Source organism: Psychrobacillus insolitus, from assembly GCF_003254155.1.
GTDB lineage: Bacteria > Bacillota > Bacilli > Bacillales_A > Planococcaceae > Psychrobacillus > Psychrobacillus insolitus.
In genome coordinates, this window is record NZ_QKZI01000001.1 from 1,183,398 (window position 1) to 1,202,302 (window position 18,905).

An 18,905-nucleotide genomic window follows, 5' to 3' on the forward strand; every position below is an offset into this window, starting at 1 on the left:
AAAAAAAATAATATTAGAGGTGGTATGAGCGTTGTCACAATTAGAAACTCCTTTGTTCGATGCACTACTTAAGCATCGAAATCGTCATCCTATCCAGTTTCATATTCCTGGACATAAAAAAGGGAAAGGGATGGACCCTGCATTTCGCGAGTTCGTTGGAGATAATGTACTTTCTATTGATTTAATCAATATCGCTCCTTTAGACGATTTACACTCTCCTAAAGGTGTCATTAAACAGGCACAACAATTAGCTGCTGAAGCATTCGGAGCAGATGAGACATTTTTCTCTGTCCAAGGTACTAGCGGTGCAATCATGACTATGATTCTAACTATTTGTGGCCCAGGCGATAAGCTATTAGTTCCACGAAATGTTCATAAATCTATTATGTCTGCAATAGTTTTCGCAGGTGCAATTCCAGTATTTATTCACCCAGAGGTGGATAAAGATTTTGGTATTTCTCATGGTATTTCGGCAGAATCTGTTGAGAGAGCATTAGTTGCCAATCCAGATGCAAAAGGAGTACTTGTGATTAATCCAACATATTTTGGATTTGCTGCTGATTTGAAAAAGATTGTGGACATTACACATAAAAGGGGAATACCTGTTGTAGTGGATGAAGCACATGGTGTTCATATCCACTTTAATGACAGACTACCCATATCTGCCATGCAGGCTGGTGCCGACATGGCAGCAACCTCTGTTCACAAACTTGGTGGTTCCATGACACAGAGTTCGATTTTAAACGTGAAAGAGGGTCTTGTCTCTTCTAAACGTGTTCAATCTGTTTTATCCATGCTCACAACAACTTCTACATCTTATCCTCTTCTAGCGTCACTAGACACCGCTAGAAGACAGTTAGCTATTCACGGGGAGGATTTAATCGGAGAAGCTGTAAACCTTGCTGAAGACGCACGTGAGCGCATTAATAAGATCCCTCATTTACGTTGTGCCGGTAAAGAAATCTTAAAAACTTCCGCGACTTTTGATATGGATCCGACGAAACTATTAATAAGTGTAAAAGATTTAGGTATTACTGGATTTGATGCAGAAATTTGGCTAAGAGAAAAAGCAAATATTGAAATCGAGCTATCGGATTTATATAATATACTTTGTTTAATTACACTTGGAGATTCAAAAAAAGAAGTTAATATACTAATCAACGCATTAAAACGGATGGTTATTGCACATGAATCAGAAGCCGTTGTAATCGAACCTTCCGTGACATTACCAGGAATTCCATTACTTGCAATGTCACCTCGTAATGCTTTTTACGCAGAGACGGAAACAATTTTCCTATCAGAGGCAAGTGGACGTATCTCTGCTGAATTTGTCATGGTATACCCACCTGGAATCCCAATCTTTATTCCCGGGGAAATAATCACGCAAGGAAATATCGATTATATCCAAATGAATTTAGAAGCGGGACTGCCAGTACAAGGTCCAGAAGACGATACACTTCAAACGATTCATGTAATTAAAGATACTCATGATAATTTTAACTAAAAAAGGCAGCTCCATATCGGATTAATAATCCATATGGAACTGCCTTTTTAACATAATAAGAAAGTATCTGTCTAGCTCCAGCGCCTTGCCACCTTATAACATAAACCAAGCGAATAACGGGCAAATAAATGCACCTATTATGGCACTTAACGTCATGCCTACAGTTCCCATTGACAACGTTTGTTCCCCATACTCTGAAAGTTTGGCAACCCCAATAGCATGAGATGCACTTCCCATCGAAACACCCTTGCTAACAGGATTATTAATTTTACATATTTTAAAAATGTATGGACCTAAAATAGCACCAGTTAAGCCTGCCAAAATAACAAATACCACAGTCAACGAAGGAATTCCTCCTAGCGATTCCGTTATTTTCATCGCAACAGGTGTCGTAATAGATTTTGAAAATAAAGAAGCTACTATCTCTTGATCAACTCCAATCAATTTAGCTAATAGAATGACACTAATAATGCCAGAAATTAATGCAACTGTGACGCTTGTAATAATAGAAAATAAGTTTTTCTTTATTAAATTTCTTTGTGTATATAAAGGATAAGCAAAACTAACTATAGCTGGACCAAGGAATGCATCAATCCATTTTGCCCCACTCATATATGTATCATACGAAACTGAAAATGATGTTAATAGGATTACCAATACGATAGTGGCCGTCAACACAGGAAATAGAATCGGAGTCGAAAATCTGCCATAAAGCTTTTTCATCAATAGAAAAACAATAATAGTAGCTAAAACCGTACCAATTGCAAGCAATTAAATGGACTCCTTTCTAATTTCATTTTCTTCAATATACTGACATAACTTTCCTGAAAGAATAATAGTTAATATTGTGCTAATAATGACAGCAACTAATAACAACAAACCTTGAAAAGACAATAATTCAGGGAAGTTCATTACGCCAACAGTTGCAGGGATAAAAAATAATGGTAAAAATGCAAGTATAAACCCTGCTCCATCTTTAATAAGAGCTTCCGGAATAATATGTAACATCATTAAAATTAAGAGCAATAGTAACCCTACTATTGATCCCGGAAAGTTAATCCCCAACAACTCTACAGTAAACGTACCAATCAATGAAAATAAAAACAAAATGGCTATTTGAAAGATGATTCTTATATATTTGGATAGAATAATATTTTTAAAAGTCGTACTTTTAATTTTAAGCCCTCCTAAGTTGTAAGAACAGGAAATATTTCACACCAAATAAGAAAAGCGCAAGCGCCTATTACTGCCCCGAGCTTTGCGCAGGAGCACAGGCGACTTACGCTAGACAAATTGTGCAATTTTAGATACTTCCTTATCTTTTAAGAAAGCTCTGTGAAATCACCTTATTCCACAGAGTTTCATTAACTATTTAACTCCTTTAATAGTTTGCGGATCTATTAAATCATATCCTTTTGCACGAAGCCCCTCTACGATTCCAGTTAAAGCTTCCGCTGTCCATTTACGGTCATGCATTAATAAATTTGCACCGTTCGTAAGGTATTCCGTATTTACCATGATATCTGTCAGATTAGTAGCATCCATATATTGCTTTTCCCAATCATATCCATACGTCCAATTCATCAGTAGCATACCCTCCTCGTGAACTAGATTTCTACTAAAGTCTGTATTTACTCCAAAAGGCGCGCGAAAAAATATTGGTTTTTCACCAATAATGGCTTCTACTGTTTCATTTACTTTTATTATTTCTTCTCTTTGTTGCTCTTCCGTACTATTTTTGAGATTTGCATGAGTTTGTGTATGGTTTCCAATCGTAAATCCCATTTCAACTATTGCTTTTAAGTTTGCTTTTTCTTCATCGGTATCGATAAAATGTCCATTTACAAAAAAGATCGCTGGTGCATTTAGTGCTTTTAATGTTTTCGCCATTTCAAAGGCATATTTGTCTGGAGCATCATCAATCGTTAACAATACAGCCTTGGGATTAGCATCGTCAATCGGCTGAAGCGCCCAATTAGCGGGATTTAACTCATAAAGTATTTCAGGTTTAGTTATTACCGGATCCTGTACGACTTCTATCGTTTCTTCCTCCACAGGCTCAAGAACCATTGATTCTGTTGATTCTCCATTTTCTTTTGGAGCAGCGGGTTCCTCCTCGGCAACTCCACATGCAGAAAGGACAAATAATACAGCAAGAAGCAGTAACCACTTTGATAAATTCATTTCAATCACCTAACCCTTTCCTCATTATTTTAACATGAGAAAAAGAAAGCAGTGTAGAGAAATTCTACACTGCTTTCTTAACGTATAGTTAGTTATTTAAACCTTTGTTTTTTCTAAACTTAGCAAAAAATTCATATACCAGTGGTACAAAAATTAGTGTTAGTAAAGTAGAACTTGTTAAACCACCTATTACCGTAACACCTAAGCCCTTAGATATTAATCCGCTACCTTCCGCTCCAATAGCAAGTGGTATTAGCGCTCCTATTGTTGCCAGTGCAGTCATTAAAATAGGTCGAAGTCTTGTTGCTCCTGCCTCTAAAATAGCTTCACGTGTTGAATGTCCTTCTTTCTCAATGTGAATAACACGGTCGATTAAGACAATTGCATTTGTAACAACAATTCCGATTAACATAAGTAAACCGAGCATGGAGGATACACTTAATGTTTCTCCTGCTATGAACAACCCTACTAAAGCCCCGATTGCCGTAAATGGCAATGAGAATAGAATTGCAAATGGTGCAAGTCCCCCGCCGAATGTAACAACTAAGATTAAATACACGATCGCAATAGCTGCAAGCATCGCTAATCCTAATTGTGTAAATGCCTCTGTAATATCAGCAGTAACACCTGAAGTACTAATTTCTACTCCTGCAGGAATTTCTAATTTATCCACCTTTTCTTGAATAGTTGCAGATGCACTAGCTACATCGTCAACAGTCAAAGTACCTGATACACTCGCAAAGATTTTTCCTTCACGGCGATTTACAGTATCAGAACTTGTTCCTTCTTCAACTGTTACTAGTTCCGAAATAGGAACTTCAATGCCAAGTGGTGTGGCAACAGTTTCGTCCAACAAATCATCTACGGATGTTTGGGACTTAACTTGTTGATCAATATATACATCTACTGTTTGCTCATCATTTGTAATAGTCGTTAACACTTCACGTTGAACGTTTGGATTCAATTTCATCCCAATTTGTGCAGTTGTTAAACCGTATTGCGCTAATTTGTCTTCATCTACTTTAAAAGTAAATTCTTTATATGATTTAGATAAGCTTGTATCTGTATCTTTAATATCATCACTGTCTTCTAAAATAGTTGCGATACTTTCTATCACTGGAACAATATCTTTTTCATTATTTCCATAAACAAAATAACTTACTTCATTACTAGATCCGCTAGTAGAGAAGTCTTGAGATTTCCATTCGCCTTTAGTATCAAAGCCTTGGATATCTTCCAGTACACTTTCTTTCACTTTTGTAAATTCTTCTGTATCTGGATCAAACGTAACATACATCAGAGATCCATTAGAAGCACCTGGAGCCATTGGATTTGCCCCACCAATTGACACTTGAACAATATCTACGTCTTCTTTGTCCAAGAAGTATTGTTCTACTTGTTCTACACTTGTACTGACATCATCTGAAGTTTCTCCAGCATCTGGCGTATATGTGACATACATTAACTTCTGTTCTTCTTCTGGTAAGAAACTCACACCAACTACAGGAATTAAAAATAAGCTAGCTGCTAATAGGACAATTGACACAATTGATGTAATCGCTTTGTGGTTTAATGTCCAAGTTAACATTTTTTTATAGAATGCTGCAAGTTTACCTTGTGATTCTTTATGGGACACAGGACCCTTTTCCATATTCTTTTTAAACAATGTATGGGAAAGCATAGGTACAATTGTTACCGCTACTAATAGAGATGCTAGTAAAGCAAACACCATCGTTAGTGCAAAAGGTAAAAATAGTTCTCCAACCATTCCCCCTACTAATCCAAGAGGTAAGAATACTGCGATTGTAACCAACGTAGAAGATAATATTGGTATGAACATTTCTTTCGTTGCTTCACGAATTAAATCTTTTCCTTTTAATTTTTCACTTGGTAAGCTCATTCGGCGATAAATATTTTCTACTACAACAATGGAGTCATCAATTACACGAGCAATTGCTACTGTCATTGCACCAAGTGTCATCATATTTAGTGTGATTTCCATTTGATTTAATAAGATAAACGCAATTAATATTGATAATGGAATTGAAATAATCGAAATGATCGTTGACTTAAAGTTACGTAAGAACAACAAGATTATGATTACTGCAAATAACGCACCAAATACTGCTTTACTGACCATTGTTTCAACAGATGCTTCAATTGGTTGACCTTGATCTAATGTGATATCAATGACCAATCCGTCATCATCTTTTTCTAATTCAGGTATAAGGTCTTTTACAGCATTAACAACTTCCACTGTATTTGCATCTTGTGCCTTTACAATTTGAATGGATATTGCTTCTTGCCCATTTGTACGAGAAATAGATTCTGCTTTACCAATAAATTCTATTGTTGCAACTTCTTTTAATGTGACAGAAGACATTCCTGTAGGACTAACTACTGGAATTTTTAGATTTTCTAAATCTTCTAGCGTAGCAACTTTTCCGTCAACTACAACAGACTGTTCTGATTCCTCAAATTGGAATAATCCTAAAGGCATCGTTAAATTTGTCCCCTGTACAATTGCCTTCACAGTAGCTTCATCAAGTCCAAGTTCAACCAATTTTGCTTGGTCAAAAATTAAACTTACTTCTTCTACTTGTTGTCCAGTGATAGCTGCAGAGGAGACACCCTCAATTCCTGTTATTTGAGGAACGATACTACCCTCTACATCCTTTGTTAATGCTTCTAAATCTTTTTCTGTATTAGCTATACTTAACGCTATAACTGGAAAAGCATTGATACTTATTTGTGTAACCGAAGGATCTTGAACAGCTTCTGGCTTAGTTACAGCGTCCAATGCTTCTTGCACACCTTTTGCTGCATCATCCATATCAATACCATATGAGTATTCAATTTGGAGGGAAGATGCATTTTGAAAAGAAGTGGAGCTAACCGTTTTTACACCTTCCAAATTACTTACCGCTTTTTCAAAAGGCTCCGAAATATCTTTCGCAACTTGTTCTGGAGTTGCGCCTGGATAAACAGTTGTAACCGAAACTATTGGAATTGTAATATCTGGAATTGTTTCTAGTTTCATTTGTGTACCAGCATATATACCAGTAGCTGTAATAATAAGTGTTATTAGCCATACTGCTAATTTATTCTTCATGACAAAGTTAATTATGGAACTCATTTTTTTCCCCCAAGATTATATATTTTGACCGTTTAGTCACATTACTTTATAATAGTAAATGACTAGTCGGTCATAAGTCAACTGAGAAGAATAGTGGGTGATACGATGTCCGAAAAGAAAATATTAATAATAGATAAATCTGTAGAACTATTCGCGAAAAACGGATTCGAATCTACTTCTGTCCAGGATATTACCAAAGCATGTGGAATTTCAAAAGGAGCTTTTTATCTCCATTTCGAATCTAAAAACAGTTTACTTATAAGTATATTCCAACTTTTCTTAGATAAATTTACAGAAAAAGTTTCTAGTGCTTTGCAAATGGAAGTTTCTCCAAAAGATAAACTTGAACTTTTTCTACGTATCCAATTTGAAGAAACAGATCATTACTCCAACTTTATACTGATGTTATTAAGAGAACAAACAAAGCCAGATAATAATGATTTATTTTTATTAATGAAAAAAATGGATACACAGTTAAACGATAATCTAAGCACATTGCTAGTCGATATTTATGGAGAAGACATAGAAAATCATCTTGTTGACATGATCATCATGATAAAAGGGCTAATGAAGGGATATTCTGAATTAATTGTTATGTGTGATAGCAATTTTGATCATAGTAAACTAGCACGCTATCTTCTTTCTAGAATAGACTCATTAGTAGCAGGTCTTACAACTCCATTTTTAGAAACAAACTTTTTCAACAAAAACAACCCCGAATTAGACTGTAGCAAGTCTTAATTCGGGGTTGTTTTTCCTTTTACTTCAATTCTTCCGTTATTGTAAGGGGAAACAGGTCTAGTTAAACAAGTCTCTAACGCCTTGAAATCCTTCTCAGACATAGCTTTTAAAAGTTCTTGATCAGCCCTTAATTCGTTTTAAATACTGGATCATACGCTAACGTTTCTTCTATAGGGAATGTCACTTGTTTTCTATATCTATTTGAACCGATGATTCCAATATTCTCTTATCTGATTTCCGTTCCGAGTGGCGACTCCAGTGGGATTAGCGTGACAGGTGAGACCCCACAGGAGCGCGGTTTTCGCGACGAGGAGGCTCACCGCACGCCCCACGGAAAGCGTCCGCTCGGAACGAAAATCAGCGTGGATTAGTATTTATTAACTTCAGAGATATTGATAAAAAAATGACATTAGTGAAATTCCATCCCTTTCTCCTGTTCGACCGAGAAGAGGATTTTATTTCACCAACGTCATTTGACAAAGAACCAAAAAAACCTCTCAAGGCTATTAAGCTTTGAGAGGTTTTTCAGAGAGTTTATTTTGTTAGAATATGAATTGGATGACCCATAACAACTTCTGCAGCTTCCATTGCAATTTCACCTAATGTTGGGTGAGCATGAATAGTCATTGCGATGTCTTCTACAGTCATACCAGCTTCAACTGCTAAACCAAGTTCAGCAATCATATCAGAAGCTCCTTGACCAACAATTTGAGCACCAAGAAGTAATCCGTCTTCTTTGCGAGATACTAACTTAACAAAACCTTCTGTTGCATTAAGTGCAAGTGCACGACCATTTGCTCCGAATGGGAATTTCCCAGCAACAACTTCATAGCCTTGTTCTTTCGCTTCAGCTTCATTTAATCCTACTGTAGCCATTTCTGGATCAGTAAAGCATACTGCAGGAATTGCTAAATAATCTACTACAGAAGTTTGTCCTGCAATAGCTTCAGCTGCAATTTTACCTTCGTATGATGCTTTGTGCGCAAGTTGTGGTCCTGCAACAATGTCACCAATAGCATAGATATTAGGAATGCTTGTACGACATTGCTTATCTACTTCTAGTAAACCACGTTCAGCAAACTTAATGCCTAGTTCTTCAAGACCCATTTCATCCGTATTCGGACGACGACCTACAGTAACTAATACATAATCAGCTTCAACTTTTTTCTCTTCTCCGCCAACTTCATAAGTTACTACTACGCCATTTTCTGTTTCTTCCACACCTTTAGCAGAAGCTTTTACTACAATTTCAACGCCTTTTTTCTTAAGGCCTTTTTTAACGATTGAAGTCATTTGCTTTTCAAAGCCAGCTAAAATATCATCGCCGCCTTCAATAATTGTTACATTAGAACCAAGGTTAACAAAAGCTGACCCTAACTCTGTCCCAATATATCCTCCACCGATTACTACTAGGTTTTTTGGAATTTCAGGTAAACTTAGAGCACCAGTAGAATTAATCACACGTTTTGTATATTTAAAAGTTGGAATTTCAACAGGACGAGATCCAGTTGCGATAATTACATTTTTAAAAGTATACGTTTGTGCTGATGTTTCATCCATAACACGAACTGTATTAGCATCTACAAAATAAGCTTCACCCATTACTACTTCAATATTGTTTCCTTTTAATAGTCCAGAAACACCGCTAGTTAATTTTTTTACAACACTGTCTTTGAAAGCTTGTGCTTTTGAAAAATCAATTTTCACGTCAGTAGCTGTTATACCCATGTCATCTGCATGTTGAGCTTGTTCAAAACGATGACCAACAGAGATCAATGCTTTTGAAGGAATACATCCTACGTTTAAGCACACTCCACCAATATTTTCTTTTTCTACTACTACTACTTTTTGTCCTGTTTGTGCAGCACGAATTGCAGCTACATATCCTCCGGGACCTGAACCAATAACTAATGTTTCTGTTTCGATTGGGAAATCTCCTACTACCATTTTTTACGCCTCCATTAATAATAATTCCGGATTGCTAAGCAAACGTTTCATGTGATTCAACGCATTTTGAGCAGTTGCACCATCAATCATTCGATGATCGAAGCTCAATGATAATGCTAACACAGGTGCCGCTACAATTTCACTATTTTTTATTACAGGTTTTTCAGAAATTCTTCCAATTCCGAGAATCGCAACTTCTGGATGGTTAATAACCGGCGTAAACCATTGGCCTCCAGCTGATCCAATATTCGAAATAGAGCAAGATGCGCCTTTCATTTCAGCAGCAGCTAATTTACCATCACGTGCTTTAACAGCAAGTGCATTTATTTCATCTGAAATGGCAAATATAGATTTGCGATCCGCATGCTTAATAACAGGAACTAATAAACCTCTGTCCGTATCCGCCGCAATCCCAATATTGAAGTAATGTTTTTGAATCACTTCGTTTGTTTCATCATCATACGAAACATTAAATTGAGGGAATTCTCTCAGTGTACTTACTAATGCTTTTACGACATATGGTAAGTATGTTAATTTAATATTTTTCTCAGCAGCTATATCTTTGAATTTTTTACGATGTGCAACAAGTTCCGTTACATCTACTTCATCCATTAACGTTACATGCGGAGCAGTATGTTTTGAATGTACCATTGCTTTAGCAATTGCTTTACGCATTGGAGAAAGTTTTTCTCTAGTTTCCGGGAATTCACCCTCAAACGAAACTGGAGCAGCAGCTTTTTCTTTTGGCGCTGATACTTGCGTAGTTTCAGTAGAAGCTTCACTAGTAACTTCCGGTGATTTCTGGTCACCAGATTTAAATGATTCAATATCTTCTTTTAAAATACGACCATTTTTGCCTGATCCATTAACTTCTTCAATCTCTACTTCATGTTCACGTGCAAATTTACGTACGGAAGGCATTGCAATAACACGTACATTACCTTTCGCTTCTTGTTTAGTTACTTTTTCAGAAGAAACAACTTGGTCGGAAGTATTCGTTTTTTCTTTTTCAATTGTTTGTCCAGATTCAGCTGTAGCTTGAACTTGAGCTTCTATTTTTTCTTCCGCTTTTACTTCGTCGCTATGATCTCCCTTAAACTGAAGGTCTTCATATCCAGGTGCATCAATTTTAATCAAGATATCACCAACTATTGCTACGGTACCTTCACTAACTAAAACTTCGGTAACTTTCCCTTTTACAGGTGATGGGATTTCGACAACTGCTTTATCATTTTGTACTTCACATAAAATATCATCTTCGTCTACTTCGTCTCCTGCTTTTACAAACCACTTAACGATTTCGCCTTCATGTATACCTTCACCGATATCTGGTAATCGAAATTCAAATGCCACATTATTCACCCTTTCTTGTAAAATTAATTAATCAGAACGTTAATACTATCTTAGCTTTTTCTACTATATCCTTAGAATTCGGTAACCAAACTGTTTCTGCTTGAGAGAAAGGAAAAACAGTATCAGCAGCAGTAACACGTAAAACTGGAGCTTCTAGACTAAGGATAGCTCTTTCTGAAATTTCTGCTATTACATTCGCAGCAATACCTGCTTGTCTTTGAGCTTCTTGCACAACAATTGCACGATTTGTTTTCTCAACCGACGTTATAATCGTATCAATATCAAGTGGCTGAATAGTACGTAAATCAATCACTTCAACTGAATACCCTTCTTTTTCTAACTCTTCTGCAGCTTTCAAACTTTCATGAACCATTGCACCATAAGAAATAATAGTTAAATCTGTTCCTTCACGTTTAACATCTGCTTTACCAAGAGGAATTGTATATTCTTCTTCTGGAACTTCTCCACGGAATGAACGATACAGTTTCATATGTTCCAAGAAAATTACTGGGTCGTTATCACGAATGGCAGAGATTAATAATCCCTTCGCATCGTAAGGAGTTGATGGGATAACTACCTTCACACCAGGTGTAGAAGTCATTAGTAACTCCAAGCTGTCTGCATGCATTTCTGGAGTATGCACTCCCCCACCAAAAGGAGAACGGATAGTCACAGGTGCATTAAATGCTCCTCCTGTACGGAAACGCATACGAGCTAGTTGACCTGCTATAGAATCCATTACTTCAAATACAAACCCAAAAAACTGGATTTCAGGAACTGATCTATATCCTTGCAGCGAAAGACCTACTGCAAGACCACCGATACCTGATTCAGCTAATGGCGTATCAAAAACGCGATCTTCCCCGAATTCTTTTTGTAATCCTTCAGTTGCACGGAATACTCCTCCGTTAACGCCGACGTCTTCACCGAAGACTAGAACGTTTTCATCATTTTTTAGCTCAGTACGGAGAGCATCCGTAATTGCTTGAATCATCGTTAATTGTGCCATCGGTTACTTCGACTCCTTCTCTGTATAGTAAGCTAATTGCTCATCTAAGTTATATGGATTTACTTCATACATATTATTTATTAAATCTGTTACTTTTTGTTTAGGAGCAGCATCTGCTTTTTTAATTGCTTCTTTTATTTCTTCTTTTGCTTTTTCAATTACTGCAGCTTCTGTTTCTTCATTCCAAATACCTTTTGTTTCAAGATATTTACGGAAACGTACTAATGGGTCTTTCTTTTCCCATTCAGAATCTGTTTCAGAAGTACGGTATCTAGTTGGATCATCACCAGCCATCGTATGTGGACCATAACGGTAACACACTGTTTCGATAAGCGTTGGTCCTTCTCCATTAATCGCACGATCCCTAGCATCTTTAGTTACAGCATAAACTGCTAATGGATCCATACCATCTACTAGAACACTTGGAATCCCTGCAGCAATACCTTTTTGAGCAATTGTTTTCGCTGCTGTTTGTAACTCACGAGGAGTAGAAATTGCAAATTGGTTATTTTGAACAATAAATACAGCTGGCACTTGGAAAGCACCTGCAAAGTTGATTCCTTCATAGAAATCACCTTGAGAAGATCCTCCATCACCAGTATAGGAAATTGCAATCGCTTTCTTTCCACGTTTTTGCATACCTAGAGCGACACCAGTTGCCTGAACAAATTGTGCACCAATAATAATTTGTGGTGGGAATACATTGACACCTTCTGGAATTTGATTACCCATGAAGTGTCCACGTGAGAATAGGAATGCTTGCCATAATGGCAGACCATGCCAAACGATTTGTGGTACATCACGATATCCTGGAAGAATAAAATCTTCTTTTTCCAATGCAAATTGAGATGCAAGTTGAGATGCTTCTTGTCCAGCTGTTGGAGCATAGAAACCAAGACGACCTTGACGGTTTAATGAAATCGAGCGTTGATCTAAAATTCTCGTATATACCATACGGCTCATTAATTCAACTAATTCATCATCACTTAGGTTTGGGATTGCTTGTTCGTTAACGATTACACCTTCCTCGTTTAAAATCTGAAACATTTCAAACTTTTCTTCAATTTCTTGAAGCGTTTTCTTCGGGTCTAACTGCGACGTATTTTTTTCAACCATAATAGCTACACTCCTTCTCTTCTGTATCATGAAAATGTTTTTAATAAATAATACAACTACGATTCTTTTTTATTATACTCAAGTTTAAATCCGCGGTCAATCATATATAATAAGGGTTTTATTTTTTATGAATATTAAAAATCCTTCACACTGTATTAGTCAATTAACCCATCTGTATTATATCAGTCTATCAAAAAAGCCTTTTTATATAACACAAAAGCAGTCTTTAAAAAGACTGCTTTTGCTCTAAAAAGTTAGTTATTCTCTTGTTTAATAGACGAGAATACTTCACTCTTTACTTGATTTAATTGTGTTGTTAAATCGTTAAATTGTTGTACATTTTTTTGCACAATTTCATTTTGCTTGTTTACTTTTTTAACTTTTTCTTGAATTAAACTCACTTCAATATTTTTTTCTACTAGCATGTTATACAATTCTTTTTGTAAGTTTGCTAATATCGTATATTCTTTTTTTACATCTTCATAAGTAGTATAACGAGATTGCAATGCTTCTTTAATTTTTAATAGCTCAGCTTGAACTGCTTCTTCTTTTGTTTCTGAAATAAGCGTTTCTAAATTACTTACTTTTTCAGAAGCTTGTTTAATAGAAGCAGACTCTCTTTCTAATAATAGTAATCTTTCATCGAGTAAACTTGCTGTCTGCTCCACCAATGGTACCAAATTTTCTTTTTGTTCTTGTGTTAGTTCCATCATACTTAAAAAACTGCTTTGTTCTTTTATTTCAAGCTCCGCTATGTTGACTTGAACATCTCTATACTCTTTTTCTGAATCATAGATTTCTGTTAATATATTGGATAACTTTTTTTCAGTGGATTCACCAAAAGAACATGCTGATAAAAACGTAATCATACATAAGATGGAAAGGAATATTATTTTTTTCATTGAGCAACCTCCTATTTCATTTCAACTATAATTGTTCTGGTTAGCAAATTCAACTGCCCATTTTGCTCTTTTTTGTTTAGTAAATCATGATTATTCGATATAATAAATATGACGCACATGGAAAGGACGATCAGAATGATATTAATGCAAGACATTGTTAGAGATGGCCACCCTACTCTTCGAAAGAAAACAACTGAAATGACATTCCCACTATCTAAAGAAGATCTGCAACTTGCTGATGACTTGTTAGAGTATGTGAGAAATAGTCAAGATGATGAAATGGTAGAAAAATACAATATACGCCCTGGTATCGGGATTGCAGCTCCTCAAGTAAATGAAGTAAAAAGAATGTTTGCTCTTCATTTAATAGATGAGGATGATAATGAAATTAGCTTCGTTGCGGTTAACCCCAAAATAATTAGTCATTCGGTCGAACAAACATATATTTCTGCTGGCGAAGGATGTCTCTCAGTAGATGAGTTAATAGAAGGTTATGTACCTAGACACGCAAGAATTACAACTACAGGATTTTATCCGGACGGTACTCCTTTCAAAAAACGTTTAAAAGGACTTACTGCAATTGCATTCCAGCATGAATTAGACCATTTGAACGGTATTATGTTCTATGATCATATCAACCAAGAAGACCCATATGCCCAGGTCCCTAATTCAAAACCTTACGATCGCCCATAAGAAAAGCGTATAAACGACAATCCAAGTCGATGAAATACTTACACTTACTTATTCTATTATTAAAAGACTAGCCGAAGAAGCAATTTCGGCTAGTCTTTGTTTTTTGTCAAATGTCGTTGGTGAGGAGTTTTAGACGGCTATAATTGATTTATTTGTCGCGGGACTTTCCAGAAAGTCAGTAACACTTTTTTTGTGGCTGTCTTTTTTTGTAGTTTTCCAATTCTTGTTGCCTATATTCTCTTAGTTGACTTTCGTTCCGAGCGGCGACTCCAGTGGGATTAGCGTGACAGGTGAGACCCCACAGGAGCACGGTTTTCGCGACGAGGAGGCTCACCGCGCGCCCCACGGAAAGCGTCCGCTCGGAACGAAATCAGCGTGGCTCAGTATTTTCTTATTTCAATGAAGTTAAATCAAATCTAATTTCTTGAGTGCATTTATTAGCCCATTTTCAGATACATGATCCGTTACAAAAGTAGCGTGTCCTTTTAATATATCTACCGCATTCCCCATTGCAACACCTGTCCCAACATAGTTAAGCATCTCAATATCATTTAAACCATCTCCAAATGCGATTGCGTCTATAGGATTTTTGTTTAAATGATTTAACAGTTTTTCAATTCCTGTTGCTTTAGAAACCCCTTTTGGAAGGACATCACAAGAAACTCTGTGCCAACGGATAAATGATAAATTTGGAAATACTTTTTCATATTCTTTTTGAACTTCTTCATCACAAAATATTAGTGCTTGATGGATGTCATTTGTTAAAAAGAAATTTTCCCCTTGTCTAGGAAACTTAATTTTTAACGTCGAAATACTTTCATACACATCTTGATGATTAGGTAAATTTGAAACCATTTCATAGCTATCCATATATACTAAGGGTTGTTTTCTAATCGTTGCAAAATTCGTTATCCCTTGTAATTCATTCTTATCAATTATACCTTTGTGAATCATTTGTCCCCTAAATTGCACGATCTGCCCATTATTACAAATGAATGAATCTATTTTTAGCTGCTCTAATAGCACTTTAGCAGTAAACGGAGCTCTTCCTGTAGAAATAACTACTTCATGCCCATTTTCTTTCGCTTTAAAAATAGCTTCAGCTACACCATCTGGTATATTTTTTTCATGATCTAAAATAGTTCCATCAATATCAAAAAACAAAATTTTATTTTCCATAAATAAATCTCCTTTTATAGTTATAATTATTTGACTTTTCAGTTAGAATCCTTTACATACCTTTTACTAGTCTATATAATGAAGTCAAGGAGTGATTAGCCATGTTGAAACGCCTGAAAAGGAAATGGTTGAGACGTCTCGGTGGAATACTTAGAAAGAAAACGATCGCATAAAAACTTATGCCCTTCTTATTTCTGGAGGGCTTTTCTTTATTTTAGATAAGTTGCATGATAATATAAAGAGAATAGATTTATATTGAACGTGAAAAAGGAGACTATAAAATGATTTATAAAGTATATTATCAAGAAAATGCAGTAGAGGTACCAGTTCGCGAAAACACTCAAAGTTTATATGTAGAGGCCGATTCAGAGCGTGAAGTCCGAGCAATATTAAAACATCTCTCTTATAACATTGAGTTAATCCAATTACTAGAAGGTAATCATTTAGAATATGAACAAGCTAGTTCAGATTTTAAAGTAGAGAAGTTTTAAACTATGAAATTTGTAAAGAATGATCAAACAGCGGTTTTCGCTCTTGGCGGACTAGGCGAAATCGGGAAAAATACGTATGGTGTTCAATTTCAAGATGAAATTATTTTAATTGATGCGGGGATTATGTTCCCAGATGATGAATTGTTAGGAATCGATTACGTCATTCCTGACTACACTTATTTAGTAAAAAATGAAGATAAAATTAAGGGTCTTTTTATCACTCATGGTCATGAAGATCATATAGGTGGAATACCTTATTTATTAAAGAAAATTAATGTTCCAGTTTATGGGGGCAAACTTGCACTTGGATTATTGCGCAATAAACTAGAGGAACATGGTTTGCTTCGCCAAACAAAAATGATTGTTGTCGAAGAAAATGATGTTATTAAATTCAGAAAAACTGCAGTAAGTTTCTTTAGAACAACTCATAGTATTCCAGATGCTTTTGGAATTGTAGTGAAAACTCCACCTGGTAATATTGTCCATACAGGTGACTTTAAATTCGATTTTACACCTGTTGGAGAACCAGCAGACTTAACAAAAATGGCAGAAATCGGTCGCGATGGTGTTCTTTGTCTTCTATCTGATAGTACAAACGCAGAAATACCTGACTTTTCAATTTCAGAGCGTAAAGTTGGAGAAACGATGGATTCTATCTTCCGTAAAGTAGATGGTCGAGTTATATTTGCAACATTCGCTTCGAATATTCATAGACTTCAACAAGTAACCGATGCAGCAGTGCATTTTAATCGAAAAATTGCGGTGTTCGGTAGAAGTATGGATAACGCCATCACTATTGGTCGTGAACTAGGTTACATTACTGCTCCAAAAGAAACCTTTGTGGATGTAAATGCCTTAAATCGATTACCTGCAAACGAAGTGCTTATTCTTTGTACAGGTAGTCAAGGAGAACCTATGGCTGCGTTATCTAGAATTGCAAACGGTACACATCGTCAAATTCAAATTCAACCAGGAGATACAGTGATCTTCTCTTCTTCACCAATACCTGGTAATAGAACGAGCGTTAACCGCACGATAAATTTATTGTTCCGTGCTGGTGCTGAAGTAATTCACGGTTCACTTAATAATATTCATACGTCAGGTCACGGTTCTCAACAAGAACAAAAACTGATGTTACGTTTAATGAAACCAAAATTCTTTATGCCGATTCATGGTGAATATCGAATGTTAAAAATTCACACGGAACTTGCAGTTGATTGTGATGTACCGAAAGAAAATACGTTCATAATGGAAAACGGAGATGTACTTGCATTAAGTGCAAATTCCGCTAAAGTAGCAGGACGTATTCCATCTGGGGACATTTATATTGATGGAAGTGGAATTGGGGATATCGGAAATATCGTATTAAGAGATCGTCGTGTCTTATCTGAAGAAGGTTTAGTTATAGTTGTAGTAAGTGCTGATATGGAAAAGAAAAAAATTGTTTCTGGTCCAGATATCATCTCTCGAGGATTCGTGTATATGCGTGAATCTGGTACAATGATTAACGAAGCACAGCAAATGTTGAACAAACATTTACGTCAAACGATTCAAGATAAACCAGCCGAATGGTCAGAACTAAAAAGTGAAATTACCGATGTATTAAGTCCTTATTTATACGAAAAAACAAAACGTAGACCTATGATTCTACCAATTATCATGGAAGTATAAGAAAAAATAAAACTGCCAAAGGAAATAATTTCCTTTGGCAGTTTTTTTGTAGTTTTTCAAGTCTTGTTTTCTTTATCAATTTGACCTTATGTTTCCTCTATTCTCTTATCTGATTTTCGTTATGAGCGGCGACTCCGGTGGGATTAGCGTGACAGGTGAGACCCCACAGGAGCGCGGTTTTCGCGGCGAGGAGGCTCACCGCACGCCCCACGGAAAGCGTCCGCTCGGAACGAAATCAGTGTGGATCAGGATTTATTTAATTTCACCAACGTCATATATTGTACAACCTATTTTTCTAGGACAACACTTTCTTTTCGAATCTGATAATATCTACATCTGCTCCAATAATAATCAAAACATCATTTAATTGTAGTTTTTCATCAGCTGCGGGGGAAATCATTAAATTATTCCCTCTTTTAATAGCAACAATATTAATCCCATACCTCGCACGAATATCTAAATCAATAATAGATTTAGACGAAATTTTTTCATTTACTATAATTTCCATAATAGAGTGATCATCTGAAAGCTCCAAATAGTCCAGAACATTATTGGAAAGAATATTATTCGCTATACGAATACCCATATCCCGCTCAGGATGGACGACTTGATCTGCACCAATTTTTCTTAATACTTTTTCATGGTAATCATTTTGAGCTTTTACCGTTATTTTTTTAACACCAATTTCTTTTAGCATAAGGGTTGTTAATATACTGGATTGAATATTGTCACCAATTGCAACAATAACATGTTCAAAGTTTCGAATACCAAGAGACTTCAGCACCGCTTCATCTGTTGTATCAGCTACTACAGCTTGCGTAGCAATAGATGCAAATTCATCCACTCTTTCTGTTAGGATATCAATAGCCATAACATCTGCACCTTGATCGATTAATTCTTTTACAATACTTCCACCAAATCGGCCTAATCCAATGACAACAAATTCTTTTTTCACGCTAAAACCTCCACACACTATGAA

Annotated in this window: 16 protein-coding genes; 5 read left to right on the top strand and 11 right to left on the bottom strand. The window is 36.0% G+C overall.

The window, feature by feature from the left end; translation table 11 throughout:
• The first annotated feature begins 31 nt into the window (after window positions 1-31).
• Window positions 32-1,504 carry an aminotransferase class I/II-fold pyridoxal phosphate-dependent enzyme gene (locus tag C7437_RS05935; protein WP_111438696.1) on the top strand — a complete coding sequence of 491 codons (1,473 nt, stop codon included), beginning with the start codon at window positions 32-34 and terminating at the stop codon, window positions 1,502-1,504.
• Window positions 1,505-1,597: 93 nt separating this feature from the next.
• On the opposite strand, the gene C7437_RS05940 is transcribed toward C7437_RS05935, so the two are convergent.
• The 4 genes from C7437_RS05940 to C7437_RS05955 form a co-directional block, all read right to left on the bottom strand.
• Entirely contained in the window at window positions 1,598-2,275 is a 678-nt protein-coding gene (locus tag C7437_RS05940; RefSeq protein WP_111438697.1) for an LrgB family protein, read from the bottom strand.
• Entirely contained in the window at window positions 2,276-2,611 is a 336-nt protein-coding gene (locus C7437_RS05945) for a CidA/LrgA family protein (RefSeq protein WP_342767766.1), read from the bottom strand.
• Window positions 2,612-2,872: 261 nt separating this feature from the next.
• Window positions 2,873-3,688 carry a polysaccharide deacetylase family protein gene (locus tag C7437_RS05950; RefSeq protein ID WP_111439009.1) on the bottom strand — a complete coding sequence of 272 codons (816 nt, stop codon included), beginning with the start codon at window positions 3,686-3,688 and terminating at the stop codon, window positions 2,873-2,875.
• An 88-nt stretch (window positions 3,689-3,776) separates the two neighbouring features.
• Window positions 3,777-6,824: an efflux RND transporter permease subunit gene (locus tag C7437_RS05955; RefSeq protein ID WP_111438699.1), complete on the bottom strand. Its 3,048-nt coding sequence runs from the start codon at window positions 6,822-6,824 to the stop codon at window positions 3,777-3,779.
• A gap of 105 nt (window positions 6,825-6,929) precedes the next feature.
• Here C7437_RS05955 and C7437_RS05960 point away from each other — a divergent pair, with 105 nt between their 5' ends.
• Entirely contained in the window at window positions 6,930-7,565 is a 636-nt protein-coding gene (locus tag C7437_RS05960) for a TetR/AcrR family transcriptional regulator (protein ID WP_111438700.1), read from the top strand.
• A gap of 534 nt (window positions 7,566-8,099) precedes the next feature.
• Here C7437_RS05960 and lpdA read toward each other — a convergent pair.
• The 5 genes from lpdA to C7437_RS05985 all read right to left on the bottom strand — a co-directional run bounded on the left by lpdA (window position 8,100) and on the right by C7437_RS05985 (window position 13,892).
• A complete protein-coding gene (gene lpdA / locus C7437_RS05965; protein WP_111438701.1) occupies window positions 8,100-9,512 on the bottom strand; it encodes a dihydrolipoyl dehydrogenase in 1,413 nt (470 codons plus the stop codon).
• A 3-nt stretch (window positions 9,513-9,515) separates the two neighbouring features.
• On the bottom strand, window positions 9,516-10,865 hold the full coding sequence (locus C7437_RS05970; protein ID WP_111438702.1) for a dihydrolipoamide acetyltransferase family protein: 1,350 nt from the start codon (window positions 10,863-10,865) through the stop codon (window positions 9,516-9,518).
• A 31-nt stretch (window positions 10,866-10,896) separates the two neighbouring features.
• Window positions 10,897-11,874, bottom strand: coding sequence for an alpha-ketoacid dehydrogenase subunit beta (locus tag C7437_RS05975; protein ID WP_111438703.1), 978 nt, complete (start codon window positions 11,872-11,874; stop codon window positions 10,897-10,899).
• A gap of 3 nt (window positions 11,875-11,877) precedes the next feature.
• Window positions 11,878-12,990 (bottom strand): pyruvate dehydrogenase (acetyl-transferring) E1 component subunit alpha, encoded by a 1,113-nt coding sequence (pdhA, locus tag C7437_RS05980; RefSeq protein ID WP_111438704.1) that lies wholly within the window; start codon window positions 12,988-12,990, stop codon window positions 11,878-11,880.
• Between the two features lie 254 nt (window positions 12,991-13,244).
• Window positions 13,245-13,892 carry a YkyA family protein gene (locus tag C7437_RS05985; protein ID WP_111438705.1) on the bottom strand — a complete coding sequence of 216 codons (648 nt, stop codon included), beginning with the start codon at window positions 13,890-13,892 and terminating at the stop codon, window positions 13,245-13,247.
• Window positions 13,893-14,027: 135 nt separating this feature from the next.
• Here C7437_RS05985 and def point away from each other — a divergent pair, with 135 nt between their 5' ends.
• Window positions 14,028-14,585 (top strand): peptide deformylase, encoded by a 558-nt coding sequence (def, locus tag C7437_RS05990; RefSeq protein ID WP_111438706.1) that lies wholly within the window; start codon window positions 14,028-14,030, stop codon window positions 14,583-14,585.
• A 405-nt stretch (window positions 14,586-14,990) separates the two neighbouring features.
• Here the strand turns inward: def and C7437_RS05995 are convergent, their stop codons facing one another.
• On the bottom strand, window positions 14,991-15,764 hold the full coding sequence (locus C7437_RS05995; RefSeq protein WP_111438707.1) for a Cof-type HAD-IIB family hydrolase: 774 nt from the start codon (window positions 15,762-15,764) through the stop codon (window positions 14,991-14,993).
• A 281-nt stretch (window positions 15,765-16,045) separates the two neighbouring features.
• On the opposite strand from C7437_RS05995, the gene C7437_RS06000 reads away from it, so the two are divergent.
• Both C7437_RS06000 and rnjA read left to right on the top strand, forming a co-directional pair.
• Window positions 16,046-16,255, top strand: a complete 210-nt coding sequence (locus C7437_RS06000; RefSeq protein ID WP_111438708.1) for a DNA-dependent RNA polymerase subunit epsilon — start codon at window positions 16,046-16,048, stop codon at window positions 16,253-16,255.
• Window positions 16,256-16,258: 3 nt separating this feature from the next.
• Entirely contained in the window at window positions 16,259-17,926 is a 1,668-nt protein-coding gene (gene rnjA / locus C7437_RS06005; protein WP_111438709.1) for a ribonuclease J1, read from the top strand.
• A 295-nt stretch (window positions 17,927-18,221) separates the two neighbouring features.
• On the opposite strand, the gene C7437_RS06010 is transcribed toward rnjA, so the two are convergent.
• Window positions 18,222-18,881, bottom strand: a complete 660-nt coding sequence (locus C7437_RS06010) for a potassium channel family protein (RefSeq protein ID WP_111438710.1) — start codon at window positions 18,879-18,881, stop codon at window positions 18,222-18,224.
• Between the last annotated feature and the right edge of the window lie 24 nt (window positions 18,882-18,905).

Excerpts from the sequence above, each read along its gene's own strand:
- def (WP_111438706.1), top strand. The coding sequence starts at position 14,028 with ATGATATTAATGCAAGACATTGTTAGAGATGGCCACCCTACTCTTCGA.
- C7437_RS05960 (WP_111438700.1), top strand. The coding sequence starts at position 6,930 with ATGTCCGAAAAGAAAATATTAATAATAGATAAATCTGTAGAACTATTC.
- C7437_RS06000 (WP_111438708.1), top strand. The coding sequence starts at position 16,046 with ATGATTTATAAAGTATATTATCAAGAAAATGCAGTAGAGGTACCAGTT.
- pdhA (WP_111438704.1), bottom strand. The coding sequence starts at position 12,990 with ATGGTTGAAAAAAATACGTCGCAGTTAGACCCGAAGAAAACGCTTCAA.
- C7437_RS05975 (WP_111438703.1), bottom strand. The coding sequence starts at position 11,874 with ATGGCACAATTAACGATGATTCAAGCAATTACGGATGCTCTCCGTACT.
- C7437_RS05955 (WP_111438699.1), bottom strand. The coding sequence starts at position 6,824 with ATGAGTTCCATAATTAACTTTGTCATGAAGAATAAATTAGCAGTATGG.
- C7437_RS05985 (WP_111438705.1), bottom strand. The coding sequence starts at position 13,892 with ATGAAAAAAATAATATTCCTTTCCATCTTATGTATGATTACGTTTTTA.
- rnjA (WP_111438709.1), top strand. The coding sequence starts at position 16,259 with ATGAAATTTGTAAAGAATGATCAAACAGCGGTTTTCGCTCTTGGCGGA.
- lpdA (WP_111438701.1), bottom strand. The coding sequence starts at position 9,512 with ATGGTAGTAGGAGATTTCCCAATCGAAACAGAAACATTAGTTATTGGT.
- C7437_RS05995 (WP_111438707.1), bottom strand. The coding sequence starts at position 15,764 with ATGGAAAATAAAATTTTGTTTTTTGATATTGATGGAACTATTTTAGAT.
- C7437_RS05950 (WP_111439009.1), bottom strand. The coding sequence starts at position 3,688 with ATGAATTTATCAAAGTGGTTACTGCTTCTTGCTGTATTATTTGTCCTT.